Annotated in this window: 17 protein-coding genes; 12 read left to right on the top strand and 5 right to left on the bottom strand. The window is 40.3% G+C overall.

The annotated features are described in order from the left end of the window. Nucleotides 1-60 precede the first annotated feature (60 nt). Nucleotides 61-4,278 (top strand): cell wall-binding repeat-containing protein, encoded by a 4,218-nt coding sequence (locus tag AA0X95_RS00190; RefSeq protein ID WP_413304062.1) that lies wholly within the window; start codon nt 61-63, stop codon nt 4,276-4,278. Between the two features lie 389 nt (nt 4,279-4,667). Here the strand turns inward: AA0X95_RS00190 and AA0X95_RS00185 are convergent, their stop codons facing one another. Next, nucleotides 4,668-5,264, bottom strand: a complete 597-nt coding sequence (locus AA0X95_RS00185) for a DedA family protein (protein ID WP_413309771.1) — start codon at nt 5,262-5,264, stop codon at nt 4,668-4,670. 147 nt (nt 5,265-5,411) lie between these two features. Between AA0X95_RS00185 and AA0X95_RS00180 the strand changes: the two genes are divergently transcribed. The 3 genes from AA0X95_RS00180 (at nt 5,412) to AA0X95_RS00170 (ending at nt 7,471) form a co-directional block, all read left to right on the top strand. Next, complete coding sequence (locus AA0X95_RS00180; RefSeq protein ID WP_413304059.1) at nt 5,412-6,209, top strand: MBL fold metallo-hydrolase; 798 nt, start codon at nt 5,412-5,414, stop codon at nt 6,207-6,209. 31 nt (nt 6,210-6,240) lie between these two features. Next, on the top strand, nt 6,241-6,786 hold the full coding sequence (locus tag AA0X95_RS00175; protein ID WP_413304056.1) for an HXXEE domain-containing protein: 546 nt from the start codon (nt 6,241-6,243) through the stop codon (nt 6,784-6,786). Nucleotides 6,787-6,847: 61 nt separating this feature from the next. After that, nucleotides 6,848-7,471 (top strand): histidine phosphatase family protein, encoded by a 624-nt coding sequence (locus tag AA0X95_RS00170; RefSeq protein ID WP_413304053.1) that lies wholly within the window; start codon nt 6,848-6,850, stop codon nt 7,469-7,471. A gap of 58 nt (nt 7,472-7,529) precedes the next feature. Here the strand turns inward: AA0X95_RS00170 and AA0X95_RS00165 are convergent, their stop codons facing one another. Together AA0X95_RS00165 and AA0X95_RS00160 are read right to left on the bottom strand one after the other, a co-directional pair. Continuing rightward, a complete protein-coding gene (locus tag AA0X95_RS00165) occupies nt 7,530-8,324 on the bottom strand; it encodes a Cof-type HAD-IIB family hydrolase (RefSeq protein ID WP_413304050.1) in 795 nt (264 codons plus the stop codon). A gap of 207 nt (nt 8,325-8,531) precedes the next feature. Next, the gene (locus tag AA0X95_RS00160) at nt 8,532-9,497 is read right to left on the bottom strand and encodes a LacI family DNA-binding transcriptional regulator (protein ID WP_413304048.1); all 966 of its coding nucleotides are present in this window, start codon (nt 9,495-9,497) and stop codon (nt 8,532-8,534) included. A gap of 389 nt (nt 9,498-9,886) precedes the next feature. On the opposite strand from AA0X95_RS00160, the gene AA0X95_RS00155 reads away from it, so the two are divergent. Next, nucleotides 9,887-10,435 (top strand): VOC family protein, encoded by a 549-nt coding sequence (locus tag AA0X95_RS00155; protein WP_413304045.1) that lies wholly within the window; start codon nt 9,887-9,889, stop codon nt 10,433-10,435. Between the two features lie 43 nt (nt 10,436-10,478). On the opposite strand, the gene AA0X95_RS00150 is transcribed toward AA0X95_RS00155, so the two are convergent. Continuing rightward, complete coding sequence (locus tag AA0X95_RS00150) at nt 10,479-11,939, bottom strand: M20 family peptidase (RefSeq protein WP_413304042.1); 1,461 nt, start codon at nt 11,937-11,939, stop codon at nt 10,479-10,481. A 376-nt stretch (nt 11,940-12,315) separates the two neighbouring features. On the opposite strand from AA0X95_RS00150, the gene AA0X95_RS00145 reads away from it, so the two are divergent. After that, a complete protein-coding gene (locus AA0X95_RS00145) occupies nt 12,316-13,431 on the top strand; it encodes a mechanosensitive ion channel family protein (protein ID WP_413304040.1) in 1,116 nt (371 codons plus the stop codon). 61 nt (nt 13,432-13,492) lie between these two features. On the opposite strand, the gene AA0X95_RS00140 is transcribed toward AA0X95_RS00145, so the two are convergent. Next, nucleotides 13,493-15,163, bottom strand: a complete 1,671-nt coding sequence (locus tag AA0X95_RS00140) for a ribonuclease J (protein WP_413304038.1) — start codon at nt 15,161-15,163, stop codon at nt 13,493-13,495. 205 nt (nt 15,164-15,368) lie between these two features. On the opposite strand from AA0X95_RS00140, the gene AA0X95_RS00135 reads away from it, so the two are divergent. The 6 genes from AA0X95_RS00135 (at nt 15,369) to AA0X95_RS00110 (ending at nt 21,687) form a co-directional block, all read left to right on the top strand. Then, a complete protein-coding gene (locus AA0X95_RS00135; RefSeq protein ID WP_413304036.1) occupies nt 15,369-17,591 on the top strand; it encodes a PAS domain S-box protein in 2,223 nt (740 codons plus the stop codon). Next, the gene (locus tag AA0X95_RS00130; RefSeq protein ID WP_308081302.1) at nt 17,572-18,219 is read left to right on the top strand and encodes a response regulator transcription factor; all 648 of its coding nucleotides are present in this window, start codon (nt 17,572-17,574) and stop codon (nt 18,217-18,219) included. Before AA0X95_RS00135 ends, AA0X95_RS00130 begins: the two co-directional genes overlap by 20 nt. Nucleotides 18,220-18,500: 281 nt before the next feature. Next, the gene (locus tag AA0X95_RS00125) at nt 18,501-18,737 is read left to right on the top strand and encodes a hypothetical protein (protein WP_413304033.1); all 237 of its coding nucleotides are present in this window, start codon (nt 18,501-18,503) and stop codon (nt 18,735-18,737) included. Between the two features lie 220 nt (nt 18,738-18,957). Next, nucleotides 18,958-19,833 (top strand): efflux RND transporter periplasmic adaptor subunit, encoded by an 876-nt coding sequence (locus AA0X95_RS00120; protein WP_413304031.1) that lies wholly within the window; start codon nt 18,958-18,960, stop codon nt 19,831-19,833. Between the two features lie 11 nt (nt 19,834-19,844). Next, the gene (locus AA0X95_RS00115) at nt 19,845-20,522 is read left to right on the top strand and encodes an ABC transporter ATP-binding protein (RefSeq protein WP_413309769.1); all 678 of its coding nucleotides are present in this window, start codon (nt 19,845-19,847) and stop codon (nt 20,520-20,522) included. Continuing rightward, nucleotides 20,515-21,687 carry an ABC transporter permease gene (locus AA0X95_RS00110; protein ID WP_413304028.1) on the top strand — a complete coding sequence of 391 codons (1,173 nt, stop codon included), beginning with the start codon at nt 20,515-20,517 and terminating at the stop codon, nt 21,685-21,687. Before AA0X95_RS00115 ends, AA0X95_RS00110 begins: the two co-directional genes overlap by 8 nt. The last annotated feature ends 14 nt before the right edge of the window (nt 21,688-21,701 follow it).

The raw sequence follows: 21,701 nt of genomic DNA, 5'->3' as shown, positions 1-21,701 counted from the left end.
ATTTGTTTGAATTTTTAAAAATTACAAACAAATGAGTAAAAATATAAGGGGGGAAACGCTTTGGGATTTAAGAAAAAGATGCTTTCAGTGGTTGCTAGCGCGACCTTAGTAGCAACTTCATTCACGGGTGTCGTAGCATTTGATCCACAAAAAGCGCAAGCTGCATTACAAGAGACGAAGAAATTTCGTGTTTCTAACTTTCAAGAAGTAATGTCACTAGCGTTAAGCTCGAAAAAGACACAAGAGCTTATTGTAATCGGTAACGGTAAGGTAGATGCGACCGCACAGTTAGAAAAGCTAGGTGCAAAAGTAAAGATGAACCACAAGAACTATGCTTACTTAGCGGATGTTCCTACATCTAAGGTTCTTGAAATCGTGAACCTTGACTCTGTTCGTACAGTTGGTAAAAACTCTATTGTTCAACTTGAAAAAATTCAAGATGAAGAGCTTCAAGTAGCAGGTCAAAACGAGGTGGCTTCTGATGGAGTAGTTACTCCAGATCAAGCGGAAACGCATGCTCCAACAGGCGTGCTTGATTTTCACAAGCAATATACAGGTGCTAATACTCGTATTGCTGTTATTGACTCAGGTCCAGACCCAGGTCACGAGTCATTCACTAGCGCTTTAGATAAAGCAACACGTAAATATGGTGCATCTAAAATCGTAGGTGTACGTGATTACACAATCTCAGTCACTAATGGGCCTGAAGTTGTTGAAGGTGTGAATGGGCCTAAATATAAAGCTGAAGGCGATGTGTACTTTAGCTCTGAGCTTGCGGCTGGTGATTCGATAACGGTTGGAAATGTTACATACAACACAACTGGGTTGGATGCTACAGACCATAAGCTTTACTTTGGTACAACTAGTTTTGAAACAAATCCATATCCAATTGGTCATGCAGATTACACGAACCAAGATTTAAATGCGGATGGGAAGACTGGTAATAACGTTAAAAACTCAAGTGGTGGATTCAAGCAGTCAGATAACTTCCCGGTCCTTTTAGTTGGTGACAAGGTGTTTGTGGACACTGACCTTGACAACGACTTTACAGATGAAACTGCTTATGCAAACGGGGAAACTGGAACATTTGACGTGGATGTGAATGATACAAAGGCCGGCGCTAACTTCCGTGTAACTGATTTAAGCGTTGATGGCAAATTTGTCACACTTTTCACTGATTTCAATGGTCACGGGTCACACGTATCTGGTATCACAGCTGCGAATGGAAAGCTTGTAGCAAATCAATATGGTGCAGTTGCTGGTGAAGGGGTTGCTCCTGGTGCAGAACTAGTTGGTTTGCGTGTATTTAAAGCTCAAGGTGGCGCTTCTACATGGAGTATCCAATCAGCAATGATCGATGCAGCTCTTCCTGAGTCTTTAGGCGGGTTCGGTGCAGATGTTGCTAACTTAAGCTTAGGTTCACTGCCTGATTTGAATGATGGATTAGGTTCATACGGCGAATTAATGAAAGCACTTAGTGAAGAAACAGATATTATTTTTGTTACTTCTGCAGGAAACAACGGACCAGGTGTCGATACAGTAGGTTCTCCTGGTGACGGAACTCCGAATATCTCTGTTGGGGCTTACATTAATTCTGAAATGTGGGCAAAAGAATACAATTCTTACCCTTATGGTAAAAATGCAGATGGAACTCCAGTTGCTGGTGAAGGCTTGTGGTACTTCTCATCAGTAGGTCCAAACGAAGCGGGTAACCAAAAGCCTGATATCGTCGGACCAGGTTCTGCTTTCGCTGCTCACCCAGTTCAGAATGGACCATATGTGGTGATGCAAGGTACAAGTATGTCTTCTCCATACGTAGCTGGAGCTGTAGCGTTATTAAAATCTGCTGCAAAACAAGACCGCGTGCCATTCAGCTATGAAATTGCTCGTGAAGCACTTATCCAAACTGCGAAGCATTTGGATGGCTATAACCGTACTCAAGAAGGTGGCGGTTTGATCGACATCCCTGCTGCATATGAGTACCTTAAGAAAAATTTTATACCTGAAGTAAAAGAGCTTGATGTAACCGTGTATCATGGTGAAAAAGTGTCTGGCGGACCAGGATTATATGTAAGAAACAAAGATCTTCCGGAAACAGTGGAAGTTTTAGTAGAAAACAATACAGATGAAGATAAAAATGTATCTGTTTCTGCAACAGAAGACTGGGTCACTCCGTCTGTAGACAAGCTTGTTTTACCAGCTGGATCTTCTAAGACGATCAAGGTTAAATACGATGCGTCTAAACTTAAAACTGGTACAAACGCAGCTACATTATTATTTGATGATGCCTCTACTCCTTATGTAGAAGCAAGATCATATCAAACGGTTATTGTTGGTGAGGAGTTCACTATTAATAACAACTTCCGTTTTAGTAAGACTGATGAAGTAATTGGTTCACAAACAAAAGGTTACACGTTCAAAGTAGAGCCAGGTGCAAGCGAAGTTCGCTTCTCATTAAGTGCTCTTAGCGTAGGCGGTGACTACAAAGGTCGCGTTCGTATGCTCGTCTTTGATCCAGACGGAAAACAAGTCAATCAGTTCGTTGGCTATGCTGGATATGGCGGTCTTAACGTAGAAGATGCAGTATTCAAGGGACCAAAACCAGGTGTTTGGGAAGTTCATGTATATGCAGCCACTGCTCCAACTCCTGGAAAAGAAATGAATAAGTACAAGCTTGATGCAATCGTTCAAGACGTGGTTGCACAGCCAGGACAAATTAAGCTTGGTAAAGTAGCTAATTCAACTGAGCTTGAAAAAGAAGTAACTTTCCACAACTACCTATCTGAGAAGCGCGATGTGAAATTAGCTACTGCTGCCTTCAGCGGTCCTAAAGAAACAGCTGGTCGTTACAACGTAGGTAATGAACAAAGTTTCACGGTTCCATTAACGATTAAAAACAATGTTTCCTTCAATGCAAAGATATCTAATCCAGGAAATCCAAGTGATGACCTAGACTTAACTCTTTATGACAAAGACATGAATGTTGTCGGCGAAAACTGGGATGGCGGATCAGAGGAACAAATTTCCTTCACTAGCTTACCAGATGGCGAATACTACTTAGATGTCTTTGGCTACTCTGTACCAGATGGAAATACATCTTTCGATCTTTCTTATGCAGTAGAAAAAGTATTAGATCCAGGTGAAAAGGGTGTAGGTTCAATCGTTGTTGATGATGTTCAAAAAACTCTTGCTGTTGGTCAATCAGTAACCACTAAAGTAAGCATTAAAACACCTGATGAAGCTGGTAAGTACACTGGTGCCGTGTATCTATTAGATGCTAAAACAAACGAAGTACTTTCATTGCTTCCAATTTCAACAGATCAAAACGTATTAAGCAGTGTGGAAGGTGCCAACCGTATCGCAACAGGTATAGAAGTGTCTAAGCAATTACATCCAGATGGATACGCAGAGGAAGATAAGGATAAGGCTGTTATTTTAACAACAGGTTATAACTTCCCTGATGCTTTATCTGCTGGACCACTAGCTGCTGCTCTGAATGCTCCAATTCTATCCGTTGGTGCAGATGGCAAGCTTACTAAGGAAGTTCTAGATGAGATCACACGTCTTGGTGCAGACCAAGTCTACATTCTAGGTGGAACTGCTGCTGTATCTGAAGAGGCAGTTGCCCAACTTAAAGAGCTTGGAATCAGTTTAGAAAACGTGAAGCGGCTTGAAACAGAAGGAATGCCAAACCGTTATGGTACAAACTTAGCGATCGTAGCTGAGCTCCAAAAGCTTGGATTTGCTGGAAATGGCGTATTCTTAGCAACTGGTGCAAACTTTGCTGATGCATTGAGTGCTGCTTCTGTAGCTGGTGCGTATGAGATGCCAATCGTCTTAACTGATGGAAAAACTCTTTCAGATGAAGCGAAAGCGATTCTAGAAGATGAAGAAGTCTTCGTTCTTGGTGGAACAGACGTTATTTCTAATGAAGTGTACAAAGGAGCTGACAAAGTTGCTCTACATGTTGAAAGACTAGCTGGAGAAACTCGCTTCGGTACACTAGCGAAAATCCTAAACAAGTTCTCTACAAACACAAACAACCTATATGTTGCAAGTGGTAGAAACTTCCCGGATGCATTATCAGCTGCTCCATTAGTAGTGGCAAACGGTGGTTTACTATTATTAGTTGAGCCAACGGCTGTTCCTACGGAAGTAGATTCTTTCTTAACTCGTTTTGTGTACACAAACAAAGTTACCTCTGTAACTGTTCTTGGTGGAAAAGACGCAGTTAGCGAAGAAGCACGTGCTGCTCTTCAAGCTAAGGTAACAAAATAAGCTAGATTATTAGAAGTCTCTCTATGAAAATAGAGCGGCTTCTTAATTTTTGGAAAAAATTGAAATGGAACAAACTTAAAAAATAGTAAAATACACTATTAAAATGGATGTAGATTAAGGAAAAGTCATGCGGAAAATTATCTCATTGAGTTATGAAGATTGGTTATGTACCGTGGATAATATAGGATTGATCTTTTAATAAACTAATCAAACGTTTGATTAAAAGTTGTCTATACAAGATGGCGGGATTCGAAGAACTAATCAAACGTTTGATTAAAAGTTGTCTATACAAGAAGCTGGATTTTGAAAAACTAATCAAACGTTTGATTAAAATCTATCTATACAAGGGGCCGGTTTTCGTAAAACTAATCAAACGTTTGATTAAATATTTAGCTCAAAACTCTTTTTTTCCTCCGAAAGGTAAAAAATAAAATAGCGCCAAGAAGGAGTACGAAGAGAACATATAGACTATATCTAGAAAGATAAGCGCCGACATGAACCCAATTATCTCCTAACGCTTTTCCCAGCGTAATAAAAGTAAAGCACCAGGTCATGGCACCCGAATAGGCAAATAAGGCAAACTTTTTATAAGAATAATTATTTATTCCAGCAAGATAGGCCGTCACATGCCTTACACCAGGAATAAAGTAGCCGATGATCAGCAGAAAGGGCCCAAACTTTATAAATAATTTCCTTGTTTTATTCACTCTTTCTTCCGTTATATGAAACTTTGGTCCAAACCTTTGTAAGAATGGGAGACCTAATTTAATCCCTAAAAGATAACTTAGCGTAATCCCGCCGAATGCACCGATAAAAGCACATAAAAGGGAGGGGAAATAAGACATTTTCTCCTGAAAAACATTATAGCCAACAAAAGTAAGTAAAACCTCATCCGGTATGGGGAGTCCCACAATCCCACCAATTAAGGCAATAATGATTCCAAAGTACCCATAATGTCCAATGAGATGATTCAAAGACTGCACTATTACACATCCCTATTAATTGTCTGCCACAGCATATTTACATACTTATTAAAATACACTTTCCTACATTATTTTTCACCAATTTAAAAAAATAATGTAAGAAAACCTTATATGTTAACAATAACTCAATGAAGGAGAAGTAAGAAAGATATGCTAGAAAAATTTCAAAGCAAACACTTTACACTCGAAAAAGTCCGAGATGGAATTTATGCAGCCATTGCAAAAGAGGGCGGCGGTGCAGTCGGAAACGCCGGGTTTGTGGATTTAGGGTGCCAGACCCTTGTGTTTGATACCTTTAACACTCAACAAGCGGCGGAAGACTTAAACAAGATTGCCGTTCAAGTAACGAATCAACCTGTCACATGGGTGATTAATAGTCATTGGCATGGAGACCATATCCGAGGGAACCAGGTTTTCAAGGAAAGTACCATTATTTCGAGTCAAACCACCTATGAAAAAATGAAGGACCTTCATCCTGCGAGAATTGATAAACAGAAAAGTGATATCCAAGGTCTTAAAAATTATATCCAGTCACTAAAGCTGAAATTAGGTGAGGCATACGATGAAAAGTTACAGCAACAGATTCATTTTTTAGGCGAAATGGAAGTGTCTTTACCCACATTGGAATTAATGTTACCGAAACAAACATTTACAGATGAACTCACTTTTACAGGGACCGAAAGAAGCGCTCAGTTATTTACATTGGGTGGCGGGCATTCCCACTGTGATGCTGTCCTTTATATTCCAGAGGAGAAAGTAGCCTTCATGGGTGATTTGTTATTTGTGAATTCAAAGCCATCCTTATTTGAGGAGTCCAATCCTGATAAGTGGATTCAGATTTTGAGGAAACTAGAAGAAATGGATATTGAAACAGCTATTCCTGGACATGGGCCAGTTGGAACAAAAAGGGATTTTCAACTCGTTATCGAATATCTAGAGAAACAATAGATTTAATGTTGGAGAGTGGAGATGTGAGAGCATGTTGGAATGGCTTAATACGAATCTAAGTATAGAAACGGTCATTTGGTTATTTCCGCTTACATTTTTATTACATGATTTTGAAGAAATCATCTTTGTAGAAGCTTGGTTTCAGAAAAATTATGCAAAGGTAATCAAACGAGTACCATTAAGGGCAAGAGGCATATTTGAGGGGATGTCACAGACAACGGCAGCCAGATTTTCCATCCCTGTTGTATTGCAACTTGTCATGTATATAATTGCAGCTTATATGGCAGTGGAGCAGCAATTATTTGGCTTATTGGTCGGATTTAATGTTCTCTTGTTTCTTCATGTATTCACACATATCGGGCAGTCTCTCTTTTTTCGAACCTATGCAATAGGTGTGGGGACGGCCATTTTGATCACCGTACCATACTCACTATATCTATTTTATCGGCTTCTTCATGATGAGATTATTCATTTGGGGGATATCGTTTTAAATGCTCCTTACGGTTTAATGACTATTTTAATTGTATTAATCGGGCACAGAATAGCCCCGAAATTACTTCCTTATGTAAAAGGATGAATTTAATAGTTTTATAGGTAGTAGTATCTTATATGGACAAATTGTTAAGGGGTGGGGAGAGTTGAATTTATACGTAATCCGGCATGGGGAGTCTGAACATAACATCGATCGAACGGTGATGGCGCATACCCATGACTCACAGCATTCGTTGACAAATCTAGGGTTCCTTCAAGTTCGAAAAACGGCTGAATTTATGAAATCCATACTAAATGAAAAGACCGTGGTATACAGTTCTCCTTATTTACGCACAATCCAAACTGCTCAAGCGGTTCATTCGCTGCTGCCAGAACAAGTTCCCTTTCACGAGAATCCTCTAATTAGAGAATGGGAATTAGGTAATCTTTATGACTTTAGCAATCGTCCACCAGAGAAAAAGAAGGAATTCAAAGCAGCAGGCCAATTTTATTTTCGATATGAAAATGGGGAGTCATTGGCCGATGTATACTTACGTGCGACGATGTTTATGCACACCGTCATAGAGCGCGTAAAGCGGCAGCAAAGATATGAAAATGTGGTTATTGTTACCCATGCAGCCTTTATTCAAATGCTGCTAACCTTTCTAATGAACTGGCCGATTGAGGAGTTGACTGGCTTTAAGCCCGTAGAAAATGCGTCGGTTATCAAAATAAACGAAACAAATGGGGATTATGAGTATGAAAAGATTTTTGTGCCTTCAGTAAATTAATGAAAAATGGTGCCTGACACCACAAGAGGGCTCCTTCAGACAGAAGGGCCCATTATTTTTATTTGACGGCAAGCTCTTCCTCTAAAAGTCCCAGCTGTATCAATCCACGGAGGATGCCATCATTACAATTAGAGGTTGTCACTAAATCTGCAACAGCTTTTGCCTCCGGAACGGCATTGCCCATAGCAACTCCGGTTCCGACAGTAGAGAGCATTTCCAAATCGTTCAATCCATCTCCAAAAGCAAAGCTATGCTCAATTTTAATCTTTAATGCCTCAAGCATCTTCTGAATACCTACGGCCTTGGAAGCTCCTTTTGGCAGGATGTCGTACGCATACTCATACCATTTGACGAAACTTAATTCTGGGAAACGTTCCGCATACATTTGTTCATATTGGGATTCACAGTATAGATGTCCTTGAAAAATAGACCACCGCTTAAAATACTCTGGATCCACTTCAGGGTAAGCCATCATCAAAGAATCAAAGCCAGACTCAATAAACGGATGGTTTCTTTCACTCACCTTGTAATCGAGATGGCTACAGTAGGCTAGGGCATGCCCTTTGCTTGCGGTCATAGTGGATAGAGATTGCAGGACTTTAGAATCAATTGGATTGGAGTAGATTTCCTGCCCCTCAAACACCACATACTGTCCATTCATCGCTACATATGAGTTAATATTTAATTCCTTCAGAATCCAATAAAACATTTTTGGAACACGACCTGTGGCAATGACCGTATGAATTCCTTTTTCCTGAAGCAGACGGATGGCAGTCTTTGTAGACTCTGGAATTACTTTATCTTCATTTAAAATCGTTCCATCAATATCGAAAAATACAATTGGTTTTTGCATGGTAACACCTCCGAGTTAACATCAGCACCAGTCTTGACGCTCGGTTACCCGATCACGCGGACCAGGTGCTGAAGGCTTTGCAAAAACAGAATATTGTATGAAACGCGTTTCAGGTCAAGAGATTTTAGCAAAAAATTAAACCGTAAAAGGTGTCAGGCACCATTCGTGGACAATTGTCCTTGTGCAATAGACAGATATAAGGAATAATTAGACGGTCTTCCGTTCAATTAAGGTAACGGATATTTCTTGATGATAGACCTTGTTAGTATCATTAATACCTTGTAAAAAGATTTTTTTACCTATATCCACAAGCGGAATTTCCATTGTGGTGATATTCATCATTTTGGCAACCGGTTGATTGTTGAAGCCGATAATAGCAAGGTCGTTAGGTATCGATAGTCCTCGGGTTTGGGCACAGGTAACAATTCCTGCTGCGACTTCATCACTGGTCACCAACAGCGCAGACGGCGGTTCCGACATGTCTGAAATCCGCTCAATAACCCGTTCTCCATCCTCAAAATGCAGACAGTGGTCAAATATATTAGCGGGATGAAAAGGCAAATCATGTTGGGTGACAAAATCTTTAAAGGCCTTTTCTCGATAAAAGCTGTTCCTACCAGATTTACGTCCGATACAATAACCAAGGTTCCAATGCCCTTTTTCATATAAATATTCTAGTGCAGTCATAAAGCTTTTATAGTGGTCTACAAAGGTGGATGAAACAGGCCTTCCTCTCGTATCTTCACATAAAATAATCGGGCCAAAAGTCAGGTAGTCAGAAATCGTCGTCCACCTGGTTTTACGGGAACAAATAATCAATGCATCTATTTGCTTTTGTTTCAGCATTTGTAAGGCTTCTAATTCTCTTGTTTCATCATAGTTGGTCTGAAAAAGAACGAGTTTGTAGTTGTGTTTCAATGCCTCACTTGCCATTCCCTTCAATAACAAAGAAAAATAGGGATGGTCAATATAAGGAACAACGACACCAACAAGAAAGGTTTTTCCCATGCTTAAATGGACCGCATTGATATTTTGCTGATAATTCGTTTGCTCGATTGCTTTCAGCACCGCTTTTCGCTTCTCTTCACTCACATATGGGTGATGATTTAACACGCGAGACACAGTAGTTACAGAAACACTAGCCATCTTGGCGAGGTCTCTAATATTTGTCATAGCAACCACCTCCAATTAATGGTGCTTTTTTCATCGTTTTTGTAATTATAGCTAAGTTTACAGGAAAAGGGGAGGTAAGCTCCAAATTCATCGGATTTTAATTGGACAAAAATACAAAAATGGTAGATTATGTTACTTGTAGTTTGAATGATTGCTAAATTAAGGGGTATCGATATGATGAGACTAGACCATTTTGTTGTACATATAACTAACAATGATGAAAAATTAGCTGGGTTAAAAATGAATTAGACAACTTAGGCATTCCTTTTGAACCAACAAAAGGGAAAGGGACGAAAGGATTTAAGGTATCAAATATTTGGATTGGTGAACAATACCTTGAAATGCCCTGGATGCTTTCTGAAGATGGAGGAGGCTGGAGGCCGGAGTGGGTGACGAAATATCATTCCGGTAAAAGAGGCATCTTTGGTTTGTGCTTCATGGTAGATAATGTGGAAGAGATTAAAGCCGAACTAGAGAGTCGGGGAGTCCATGTAAGTGGTCCAGAACGGATTACGTTTACTATGCTTCGCTTTTTCAAAAAAAGCTTGCCGTTTCGCACCCTATATACGTCTGAAATTCCAGGAACGGACTTGCAAATTATGTTTTTAGAAATGGACAGCCAGGAAAAATATGAGTTTACCAAAAAATACTTTATGCATCCCAATAGTGAGAAGAACCAAGTAAATGCGATTAATCGAGCGGTCGTAGAGCTACAGGAAAGCGATGAGGTCAAAGCCTTTATTTCGAGTGTGTTCCCAGAGTGCGTGGAAACAGAAACAGGACGATCGCTTATTATGAATGATACTGTATTAGATTTTCATTTAAAAAAAGAGAATGATCTAAAAGTTCATTTGTATGCAAAAACCACCAATCCTGAACTTCCATTAGGTAAACCCATTGAAGTTGAGAATGTTTCCTTGCAGCTGACGATGGATTAAGAGAAAAATAGGTGCCTTTCTTGGGAAGGCACCTATTAACACATTATTTATTTGCTTCCTTCATCACTTCTACATAAAAATTAATGGCGTTCATGTAGTTTTCGATGCTGACATGCTCGTTTGTGCCATGCATCCGGTTGAGGTCTTCAGAAGTAATTTGTACGGGCAAGAAACGGTAGGTGTTTTTCGCAATAGGGTCATATTGCCGTGCATCTGATCCCGCAAACATTAAGTAAGGCGCAACGACAGCATCCTGATACACATTTCTTGCTGCCTGTTGAATCGACTTAAATTGCCAGCCGTTCACTGATGATACCTTAGAGGCCTCACTGCCTGTGATTTTCACATCAATGTCTTTGTCGTCAATTGTATCTTCTATAAAACTTTTTATCCCCCTTAAGGAATCTCCAGGCATTACGCGAAGGTTAATAATGGCGGATGCTTTTTCTGGTAGGGCATTGTATTGTTCGCCCGCTTGAAAAATCGTCGGGGCGATGGTGGTTCGAATTAACGCAGCAGATGCAGGCTGCTGCATTAAGATTTTTTCAATCACCGGTTCAAAAATAGCTTTGTTGGCAAACACATATTTCATCCCAAAGCTCATTTCAGGGGCAACAAATTCAAACATGTCTTCTCCTGGACCTCTCAAGTCTCCTTTAAACTGGGTATCTTCCAATTTACTAATCGCTCTGGCAATTCGGCCAATATTGGTATGATCCTTCGGCTGTGACGAGTGTCCGCCGCTGCCTTCGATCGTCAATTCTGCAGTGGCCGAGCCTTTCTCTGAGATACCAACTACGCCAACCGGCTGCTTCACACCAGGCACCATGTTTTCAACAATGGCTCCACCTTCGTCTAACACATAGTCAAACGTAATCCCTCTCTCTTTTAGAGTGGTTACGATAGCATTTGCACCTTCATCCCCGCCGATTTCCTCATCAAACCCAAACATGAAATACATGTCGCGGTCTGGCTTGAAGCCTTCAGCTAAGAGATAATCGGCTGCTTGTAAAATACCAATGACACCAATTTTGTCATCCAATGTACCCCGTCCCCAAATCTTTCCATCGACCACCTTTCCGCTAAAAGGATCCTGCTCCCAATTGGCCTCGGTTCCTGTTAACACGGGGACCACATCATAATGGCTCGTTAAACCGATGGGAAGTTTGCTAGAGTCACTGCCCTTCCATTTATAGACGAGGGCATAATCATTGACTCTTTCAAATTCTAGATTTTTATAGACGGCTGGAAAGCTCTCCTGTAAAAAATCAATAAACTTACTAAACTCATTGAAAGCAAATTTACTGCGGTCTTGGTAGGAAACGGTTTTGAACGTTATGGCTTTTGATAGATGGGCGACTGCTTCATCCTGGTTAATCACGGTTTTGACTGGTTTAGGAGAGGGTTGCTTTGATTTTAAAGTTAGTGTGTTGAAACAGGTTACAATAGTAAATAAAAGTAATAAACCAACGATTATAAGTGAAGCCAGCTTTCTTTTTTTCATAGAAACATCCCCCATCAACTCTAGTTATAATTTCATATTACAGCATTTGTTAGAATAGTATAAATATTTATATGGAAGATTTTGAAAATAAATCCATGACTTTTGCCGTATTCAAATATTTAGTTTTAAACTTTAAGATATGTGGATGTATTGTTTTAAAAAGGCTCTGTTAAAGAATAGTGTTGATTTTTATACCCTGTTAATTGGAGCGGAAGGTGCGAAGACTCCTGTAGGAGTACGGGTCAGGGGAGACCCCGCAGGCGCAAGCGCCGGGGAGCTCGCCGAAACGCCCACGAACCGCTCGTACCTGGAGCGGAAATCAACAGACAAGTTTAACAGAGCCTTTAAAAAAGTAATAAAGAGAGGTATCTTTAAAATGTCTATGGATTCATTTGTATTGGCTTTTTCAATGTCGGCATTAGACTATGATATGTTAAAAAATTTAGGGATTTCTATCGGGATTTTGCTGGTGTTTATCCTATTTAGAAACCTATTTACTAAGTATGTGTTTCAGTTGATTCTAAAGCTGTCTAGAAAAACACCAACTGATTTCTTTACGCAAATCTTTTTAAGTTTCGAACGTCCTTTAGGATGGGCATTTATTATTGTAGGTTTGTATGTGGCAATGGATTACTTCCCGTTTGTCGAACAACATAATGCGTTATTTTTAAAATTTTTACGATCAATGGTCATTGTGTTAATAACATGGGGATTGTTTAATTTGTCCTCTCCTACTTCGGGAATTTTAATTAGTATGAACAAAAAAATTAATAATAAAATTGATTTAATTCTGCTTCCGTTTATTTCAAGAACCATCCGTGTCATCCTGATTGCGATTAGTATCACGATTATTGGTCAGGAATTTAATTATGACGTAAATGGCTTGGTTGCCGGTCTTGGATTAGGGGGTCTGGCCTTTGCCTTAGCTGCAAAGGAAGCGGTAGGCAACCTAATTGGTGGAATCGTCATTGTCACAGAGAAACCTTTTTCAATTGGTGAATGGATTTTAACTCCTAGCGTGGAGGGGACAGTAGAGGATATTAATTTCCGAAGCACGAAGGTGAGAACATTTAGTCAGGCACTTGTTACCGTTCCGAATTCAACCCTGGCAAACGAACCGATTACCAACTGGAGCCGAATGGGAAAACGACGGATCAATTTCCACTTAGGCATTAACTATAGAACTACTAAAGACCAAATTGTAAGAGTGGTCCAGCGAATCGAAGAGATGTTAAAGAATCATGAGGATATTCATCCAGATACGATTATGGTTGCATTCGATCATTATAATGAAAGTAGTCTCGATATTCTTATCTATTTCTTCACCAATACAATCGTTTGGGCAGAACACGTGAGAATCAAACATGATATCAACTTAGAAATTATGGGGATCTTAGAGGAAGAGGGCGTAGAAGTCGCCTTCCCAAGCCGCACGATTTACGTCACGCCAGAATCAACAGAAGTGTTTCAAACCGTGGGTTCTCTAGATTAGGTGATCAAAGAAAAGGTGTCAGGCACCATGTGAAATTTTCACAATGGTGCCTGACACCTTTTTATATTTCAATGATGATAGGCAGAATCATTGGTTTTCTTTTGGTTTGAGCGAATAGGTATTGGCCAACGGATTTTTTAATGTTTTGTTTGATGATATTCCATTGGCGGACATTTTCCTCTTGTAGATCATTGACTGTTTTTCTAACGAGCTGGTTCACTTCTTTGATAAGATCCTCGGAATTTTTTACAAATACAAACCCTCGAGTAATCGTATCAGGCCCGGAAATAATTTTTCGCTCGGCCTTACTTAATGTTAAAACAACGACTAGCATTCCATCCTCAGATAGCTGCTTTCGGTCGCGTAATACAATCGCACCAACATCACCGACGCTTATGCCATCTACATACGTATCTCCTGATGGCACCCTTCGAGTCTGTCGTGCCGCTCCGTTTTCGATATCGACCACATCGCCATTTTTAATAATAAAGGTATTGTTTTTCTCTACTCCAATCGATTCGGCTAACATGCGATGATGATGCAGCATGCGATATTCACCGTGGATCGGAATGAAATACGTAGGCTGCATTAAGGTGAGCATCAGCTTTAAGTCTTCCTGATAGCCATGGCCGGACACATGCATGCCAGTGGTGCTGCCAGAGCCATAAATGACTTTCGCCCCAAGTTGAAAGAGGTTGTCGATAATTCGTGATACATCCTTTTCATTACCCGGTATAGGTGAGGCAGCTAAAACAACTGTATCCCCAGGATAAATCGCCACATCCCGATAGTTGCCGCTAGAAAGTCGTGAAAGTGCAGCCATTGGTTCTCCTTGACTCCCTGTACAAAGTATCGCTACTTTTTCTGGGGCTAACCGATCGACCTCGCGCGGCTCAATCAACATTCCCTCTGGAACCGTTAAATACCCTCGTTCGATCGCCACATCTACGACATTCACCATGCTTCGACCGAGTAAGGCGAGCTTGCGGTTCGTCTTGATTGCCGAATTAACAACCTGCTGTACTCGATTCACATTCGAAGCAAAGGTAGAAACAATAATTTTGCCTTCTGCCTTCATAAAGGCTTCATCCATATGACTTCCTACCATTCGTTCTGAAGGGGTGAGTCCAGTTCGTTCGGCATTGGTGCTTTCGGAAATGAGAGCCAAGACACCCTGACGGCCGATTTCGGCCATTTTATGAATATCAGCATATTGGTTATTAGCAGGTGTCAGGTCGAATTTGAAGTCGCCGGTATGGACGACATTTCCTTCTGGTGTATGCAAAACAATTCCGAGACAGTCAGGAATACTGTGGCTCACTTTAAAAAAGGATACTTGGACTTGCCCGAACTCTAGGTTTGAATCAGCATTAACAGGGATGAGCTTCGTATCCCTCATTAGCCGGTGCTCGTCTAGCTTTAATTCGATTAACCCTAAAGTAAAATTGGTGGCATAAATCGGTACATTTAATTTTTTTAAAAAGTAAGGAACGCCGCCAATATGATCCTCATGACCATGGGTAACCACCAAGGCGCGTATCTTCTCCCTGTTTTCTTCTAAATAAGTAATATCAGGGATGATCAAGTCAATTCCTAATAGACTCTCATCGGGAAACTTACCGCCGCAGTCGATAATAACGATATCGTCTGCATATTGAACTACATACATGTTTTTTCCGATTTCATTGATTCCGCCTAAAGCGAAAATGGATAAAGCATTTTCTCTAGTCACTTTCTAATCCTCCCACATTTTAACTAAATAGGAGTAGTATTCCCTCGATAACTTACTTTATGTTGAAAAGAACTAAACTTGGCATCGGTACATAAATTGCGGACTTTCCCCATATTTTTGCGTGTGTCATGGATTCATCCTCGATTATAATGAGGATAAATAGGATGATATTGGAAAGTGCACTGCGTTGAAAGGGGAAGTGGCGATGGGGAAAAATTCGAATTACAGTAGTAGTGATGATGTTCTAAGTGAGGGTGTAAAGTACAAGATTATCGCCGATAACATGACAGATGCAATCGTCATGGTTGATAATAAATCAATTGTCCGTTATGTTTCACCATCCATCGAACCGTTAATAGGTTACACCATTGATCAATACGAAGGGATGGATGCATTTGATATCATTCATCCAGAAGACAGAGACTATGTTCGCTCCAAACATCTTCAGGTGGTTGAAACAAAGAGGCAAGTCAGTTTGGAATACCGCGTGATCCATTCACAGGGATCCACGCTATATGCTGAAACAAAAGTAAAACCGGTGCTGGATAGCTTTGGGAATGTAAAGTATGTGGTAGCTGTCGTAAGAGATATTACGGAGCGCAAAATGACAGAGCAGTTACTGGAAAATATCCTGGAAAGCGTGAATGCAGCGGTTTGGTCAACAGATAAGGATTTTAGCTTTTTAACCTTTTGTTCGGAAAGTATTGAAAAAATCTCAGGTATTCCAAGACATGAACTCATGCATAAACCGATTCGCATGCATGACCATATCCACCCTGACGATAATCTTATGCTCATGGGGTCAGTTAAGGAAACGTTAGATAAGGGATTACCAGTGAACAAACTCATTCGTTTTATCCATAATGAAAATGAAACTAAATGGGGCCAGCTGATTATCCAACCGTACTTGGATAAGACAGGAGCAGTGGAACGACTTGATAGCATGATGTTAGATATCACGGAGAAAAAACGTTCTGAGCTGGTGGTTGAGGAGAGCGAACAAAGGTATAAGTCTTTATTTGAAAACAACTTAGATGGTGTATTTTCAATTGACTTACATGCCAACTTTGTCAATGCGAATCATGCCTTTGAGAAAATAACAGGTATTAAAATGGAGCAGTTACCGGACCGTTGTTTTATCGGTTTAATTCATGATGAAGACCACCTTCCTGTATTCCAAGTTCTTTCTGAAGTCATCGAGAGGAAAGAATCAAGAGATGTGGAGTGTCGTATCGTTCGTTCTAGCATAGGTGAGCGAATTGTTCATATTACCTTCGTACCGATTTTTCTATTTGGAAAATTAAATGGTGTACATGGAATCGTGAAGGATATTACGGATCGGAAACGGGAGGAGCGGGAACTCATCTCAAGTGAAGAAAGGTACAAAACGCTCCAACAAAGTATTAATCGTTTTTCTAATGACCTTGCGAATGTCATGAAAGTATCTGAGTTAGAAACTAGGCTAATCGATGAGGTGAAGAGTGTGTTATCCGTGACGGATGCTTCCATTGAAGAAATACCACGGGGTCAGGAACCGAATGACGGGGTTCGGAAGGATAAGTGGATCAAAATTGGTGAGAGGGATCAGCTCATATACTTGCGGATTCATTTCAAAGATGCCCTGCTTAAAATCGAAGAGGAGTGGCTGGAGACTGCTGTCCATTATGTCACCATTCTTTATGATAACCTTCAATTCATTGAAGACCTGATGAAGCGCATGGAGGACATGGCAGTTTACAAAGAAACGCCGAAATGGATGTTACGCCTTTTATTCAGATTGTCAGAAAAAGAAAGAGCCGCTCTATCAAGCGACCTTCATGATACCGTTTTACAGGATCTCATTATTTGGTATCGCAAGCTGGAATCACTTCGTTCCACCACTTTATTTAATAAGGAGATAAAAGAAGAATTGATGGAAATTGAGGAAGGATTACTCGATGCTATCCACCAAATCCGGATTACCTGTAATGAATTGCGGCCGCCATTTCTTTTAAAAATGGGATTAGTAGAATCGTTGAAAAGCCTCTTTTCCTATGCCAGAATGTTCTCTAATTACGAGATAGAATTTGATGCAGAAAACATGCAAATCCCTCTCAATGAAGATCAAATTTTAGGAATGTATCGAATCGTACAGGAACTACTAAATAATGCCTCAAAACATTCTAAGGCAACTAAAGTAACGATGAAGCTGGCAAGCAATCAAGAACAGGTTTACTTTTCTTATGATGATAATGGAGTTGGGGTAGAATTATCTGGTATGGAAGGTTCATATAAACATATGGGTATTGCTGGTATTGAAAATAGAGTTCTAAGTTTAGAAGGAGAAGTAAAGGTACATTCCGCTGCGGGGAAAGGTTTTCAGATGAACATTACCCTGCCAACTACAACAAAGCAAAAAGGTGATTACTATGGAAATATTGTTGGTTGATGATCATCGATCAGTCGTCGAAGGAACAAAAATGTTGATAGAAGCAGAGCCGGAAATGAATGTCACGATTGAAACGGACGTATATTGTGTCCCTGACTTAGTTCGTCTGAAGACATTTGATGTGATTCTATTTGACCTATATATGCCCAATATCAATGGGGCCGATTTGGCACGGAAGGTGCTCGAGGATGTTCCTGATGCCGTAATTTTAATTTATTCCGGATTTGATATTGCCCCGCATTTTAATTTGCTGATGGATTCAGGGGTTTCGGGCTTTGTAGCGAAAACGTCAACCCGCGAGCAATTGGTTCAGGCGATTCGAAGTGCTGCGAGGAAAGAAGCCATCGTTCCTATGCATCTGTTAAAGCAGCTTAGACGTCAGGAAATCGTGGTCCAAGGGGATAAGGCAAATGAAAAGACTACGATTGGAAAAAAAGAAGAAACACTTCTTCGGGAATTAGCAAAAGGGCACAGTAACAAAGAAATATCTAAGACACTATTAATCAGTCAACGTTCATTAGAATACAGTCTAACGGAACTGTTCCAAAAACTAAACGTGAATTCCAGGGTAGAAGCCATCAAAAAATCCAAGAGCCTGGGTATTTTACCAAATGAAGATTTATATTAACTTGAAGAAGGAAGCCGGTGACCGCCGGCTATTTTTTTGAAGACTAAGAAAGCATATAATTCTGCCCCACCACAGTCCTTGTTAACTGTGGTGTTTTTTATGAAGGAGTGGGTGTAGTTTAGGTATTTGGCAAGTAAAATGGGGTTATTGACGAGTAAAGTGTGAAGTTTGACGAGTAAATTAGAAAATAGACGAGTAAATCATACTTTTGACGAGTAAAACATCGAAAGTGACGAGTAAGAAAGGAAATCATATAAAAAAGGTAATCTTTTAAAGGCATTATGAACCCAACTATTTTATTATTAGAAGCCACACCCTTTATTCGATCTGGCTGGTCGAGATTTACTTATATGTTTCTTAGAGCAACCAGCCCGCTCTTTCTTTTATTTGGTTGGTTTGCTATAGCGACTTTGTTTTTACCAATCTATTTAATCATCTTGCTACTTGTCGTAATTATTATTGGGGGAGCCGTGTTATTGTCTCAACAAATTCAGAAGAAACAGACAGTCCATATGTAAGAACCTTAACCTATCGAGTTAAGGTTCTTTTGTGCCTTTCGGGAGCAGTCCCAATTATTGCAAAAGACATGCGGTGGTACCACGAAATTCTGCGTGGGGTCTCCTAAAGTCTGCGGTTTTGATGGAATGGAAACTCCGTACAATGTAATCATTCAAGAAATGTTAATAAATTTAGTCGGATTACAGAACAAGGACAATAAAACAATCGGAGGTAGGAAAGATGAATACAAAGCAAAAAAAGAAGAGCAAGAAGAAGATCGTGATTTGGTCGATTGTAGGGCTAATCGTTGCCTCGCTGATTTCAGCAGTATTATTTACGCCGAAGGGATTAGGCAACGTGGAAAAAGAAAAAGCACAAACGGGAGACATTACAACCTTTTACAGCTTTTCCGGGGCAGTAGAAGCGAAAAACAGGAAGACAATTACGAGTGAAGAGGCCATGCAAATAAAAGAAATTAAGGTTAAAGTTGGAGACCAAGTGAAAAACGGAGATGTCTTGATGGTAACGAAACAGGGAGACAAAATAAAGGCTACATTAGACGGGGAGATTTCAAAAATCCATGTGGAGAAAAATGCGGAGCTAATGTCTGGGGCGCAACTAATCGATATCGTCAACTATTCCATTTTACAAACCACCGTAAAGGTCGACGAATTTGACCTTAAATACTTAAAGGTAGGTCAAGAGGTCAATGTAACGATCAATGCACTTGGAAAAGAAATAAAAGGAACGGTTTCCACCATATCTAAGGAAGCAACCAATGAAAATGGGGTGTCTTATTTTACTGCAACTATTGATCTTGCTAAAGACGAAACAATCAAAGTCGGAATGAGTACAGAGGCGAAAATTCTGAAGCAACAGGCAAAGGATGTAGTTACTTTATCTATGAAGGCAATCCAATTTGATAGTAAAAATAAACCGTACGTATTAATCCCAACAGAAAAAGGGATGACAAACAAAAAATATATTCAACCAGGCATTAACGATGGAACGACAATTGAAATTAAAGACGGTGTGAGTGCTGGTGACGAGGTCATTATTTCAACTGATGATAAAAAGGTTTCTCATGCAGACATGATGCAGGGAGGTAGCCAATAATGAGTGAGCAAATTCTAGACATGAATCAGATAACCAAAACATATGTAATGGGCGAAGAAGAACAAGTCGTCCTTAATCACATAAGTCTTACAGTAAATAAAGGAGACTTTGTTGCAATATTAGGTCCTTCAGGTTCAGGAAAATCCACACTGATGAACCTGATTGGTTGTCTCGATTCACCGACAAGCGGAGATTATTTTTTATCGAATCAAAAGGTTGATGAGCTTGATGAATCTGAGTTGGCTGCGATTCGAAACAAAGAGGTTGGATTTGTGTTCCAACAATTTCAACTCCTTCCTAGACTGAGTGCCATTCAAAATGTGGAGCTGCCTCTTGTATATGCGGGGGTGGCTGAAAAGGAACGTAGACGGAGGGCCAGCGAAATGCTCATAAGAGTGGGGCTAGGTGATAAATTACAAAACCGGCCGAATCAGCTTTCTGGAGGGCAACAGCAGAGGGTGGCCATTGCTAGAGCGATGGTCACAGAACCTACTATTTTACTAGCAGATGAACCCACTGGAGCATTGGATCAAAAGACGGGTCAGCAAATTATGGCGCTTTTTCATGAGCTTCATCAGGAAGGAAAAACCATCATTATGATTACTCATGATATCGAGATTGCCAAAAATGCCAGCAGGATTGTTCGCATTTTAGACGGCAAACTGAGAGAGGAGACTGTATATGTTTAAGGAAAATCTGAAGATGTCTTGGATGAATCTCATCCATAACAAAATGCGCTCCTTCCTAACCATGCTGGGAATTGTGATTGGTGTCGCATCCATAATTGCCTTAATCACCATAGTTAAAGGTGCAATGAATGGGATGACAAGTGAGTTTTCCTCCTTTGGTGCAGATAAAATATCCGTTCAAGCAATGGGGACACCACTGAAGCAGGGGTTGATAGACAGTGACATTCAAAAACTTGCGGAAATCGAGGATGTTGCTGGTGTTTCTCCAACTCTTTCAGGAAGCACTACGGTGGTATATAACGGTAAAGAAAAAACGGATGTCTCAGTTCAGGGTAAAAATGATGTGTATTTTTCAAAAAATAAAGACTTGGTTGAAACAGGAAGAGGCCTAACCATTCTTGATACCGAGAGTAAAAATAACGTATGCCTCATTGGTGCCAATATAGCAGACGAATTGTTTTGGGGAGAGGATCCCATTGGCAAAAAACTTCTTATTTCTGGTGTCACTTATACGGTGGTCGGCACTTTAGAGAAATCTAACAGTTTTTCCGATTCCTCTAATAACGATGCAGTCATCATTCCTTATACCACCTCAATGAATATTCTTGGAACGGGGTATATTTCGAGTGTGGATGTGTATATGGGTGATTCCACTCATTCTGAAAAGATAACAGCTGATATTGAAGCAGTCTTAAAACAGGCATTCAATTATAAAGATAATAGTTTTACCGTGATGAATATGCAGGATATGCTCGCATCGTTTAATAAGATCACTACGATGTTATCTCTTATGCTGGGAGGGATTGCATCCATTTCGCTTATTGTCGGTGGAATTGGGATTATGAACATGATGCTGGTGTCAGTAACGGAAAGAACCACAGAAATTGGGCTAAGGAAGGCCCTGGGAGCAGAACCCAAACGAATTCAGCAGCAGTTTTTACTAGAAGCCGTATTCTTATCACTCTTTGGCGGAGCGATCGGCTTTTTACTTGGGGCGTTAATTGCATGGAGTGTATGTGCGTTAATTGGAGCAAGCTTCGCCCTTTCAACAGCAACGGTATTATTGGCGCTGGGATTCTCTGCTGCAATAGGGATTATCTTCGGCATTGCACCGGCACGAAAAGCGTCGAGGCTGAACCCGATTGACGCATTAAGAAGTGTATAAAAACTTGGGGACAG

This window comes from Neobacillus phoenicis (genome assembly GCF_047302305.1).
Classification (GTDB): Bacteria; Bacillota; Bacilli; order Bacillales; family Cytobacillaceae; genus Neobacillus.
Note: the sequence above shows the minus strand (reverse complement) of the source record. Positions and strands in the feature narration are given on the sequence as shown.